The following is a 1,332-nucleotide window of genomic DNA, read 5'->3' on the forward strand; positions in this document are numbered from 1 at the left end:
GTGAGGTTCCCCCGTTAGCCCGGAGACTTTCGATCATGGTCTGATAGACCCTGACCAGGAGGTTTTCGTGCCCGCCCCACGTAAGTACCCGGACGAACTGCGCCAGCGCGCGGTGCGGCTCTACCGGGAGTCCGACCCCAAACCGATCATCAAGCGCCTGGCCGAACAACTCGGCGTGCATCCCGAAGCACTGCGCAACTGGATCCGCCAGGACCAGGCCGATCACGGTGAGCGCTTCGACCAGCCGACCACGGCCGAGGCCGAGGAGCTACGCCGGCTTCGCAAAGAGAACGCTGAGCTGCGCAGAGCCAACGAGATCCTCAAGGCCGCCTCGGCTTTTTTCGCCTCGGAACTCGACCCGACCCGGCGACGGTCATGACGCTCGTGACCGAGCTGCGCGACCGCTTCGGGGTCGAGCCCGTCCTCCGGGTCCTGCAGATCGCCCCGTCGACCTACTACGGCTGGGTGGCCCGCGAGGCCGACCCGGGCGTGCGGGAGGTCGAAGACCGTGGACTGCTGAGCGAGATCGTCGACATCCACGAGCGCTCCGGGCAGACCTATGGCAGCCCACGGGTGCACGCCACCCTGGCCCGTCGGGGCATCCGCGTCGGCCGCAAGCGGGTCGAGCGGCTGATGCGCGAACACCACCTGCAGGGTGCGTTCTTGCGCCGAGGTTGGCGCGGCGGGTCCACCTGGCAGAACCCGAAGGCTGATCCGGCGCCGGACCTGGTCAACCGGGACTTCACCGCCGGCGCCCCGAACCGGCTGTGGGTCGCCGACGCCACCCGTATCGTCACCGGGCAGGGCGTGCTGTGGCTGGCCGCGGTCCGTGACGCGTTCTCCAACCGCATCGTCGGGTGGAAGACCTCCGACCGGTGCAACACCGACCTCGTCCTGGGTGCTCTCGAGTACGGGATCTGGTCACGCGACGTCCGCGACGGCCAGTTGATCCACCATTCGGATCGCGGGTCGACCTACACCTCTATCCGCTTCAGCGAACGCCTGGCCGACAACGGGATCCTGCCCTCGATGGGGTCCGTCGGGGATTCGTACGATAACGCGCTCATGGAGAACTTCTTCTCCACGCTGAAGATCGAACTCGTGTACCGGACCTCGTGGCGCACCCGCGATGACGCGGAGAACGCGATCTTCGCCTACATCGACGGCTGGTACAACCGCGAACGCATCCAGAAGGACCTCGGCTGGCTTTCCCCGGACGAGTACGAGGCCACCTGGTACGCAAAGAACATCAATACACCCGACCCCGTGAACACCACCCTTGAGCAGGTCGTAGCCTGCTAACCGCCTCTCCGGCTTATCGGGGGAACCTCA

General features: G+C 66.4%; 2 protein-coding genes and 1 other annotated feature. Both genes read left to right on the forward strand.

Features of this window, described 5'->3' with window-relative positions:
- The first annotated feature begins 67 nt into the window (after positions 1-67).
- A complete protein-coding gene (locus Cba03nite_RS39385) occupies positions 68-379 on the forward strand; it encodes a transposase (protein WP_203757681.1) in 312 nt (103 codons plus the stop codon).
- Positions 334-447: a sequence feature (AL1L pseudoknot), on the forward strand. (Overlaps the previous gene by 46 nt.)
- Positions 376-1,302 (forward strand): IS3 family transposase, encoded by a 927-nt coding sequence (locus tag Cba03nite_RS39390; RefSeq protein WP_203757683.1) that lies wholly within the window; start codon positions 376-378, stop codon positions 1,300-1,302. (Overlaps the previous feature by 72 nt.) The genes Cba03nite_RS39385 and Cba03nite_RS39390 overlap by 4 nt, the downstream gene beginning before the upstream one ends.
- Positions 1,303-1,332: the final 30 nt, after the last annotated feature.

This window comes from Catellatospora bangladeshensis, assembly GCF_016862575.1.
In the GTDB taxonomy this organism is placed as follows: domain Bacteria; phylum Actinomycetota; class Actinomycetes; order Mycobacteriales; family Micromonosporaceae; genus Catellatospora; species Catellatospora bangladeshensis.

Bases quoted from the DNA above. Each gene is read 5' to 3' on its own strand.
- Cba03nite_RS39390 (WP_203757683.1), top strand. From the start codon at position 376: ATGACGCTCGTGACCGAGCTGCGCGACCGCTTCGGGGTCGAGCCCGTC.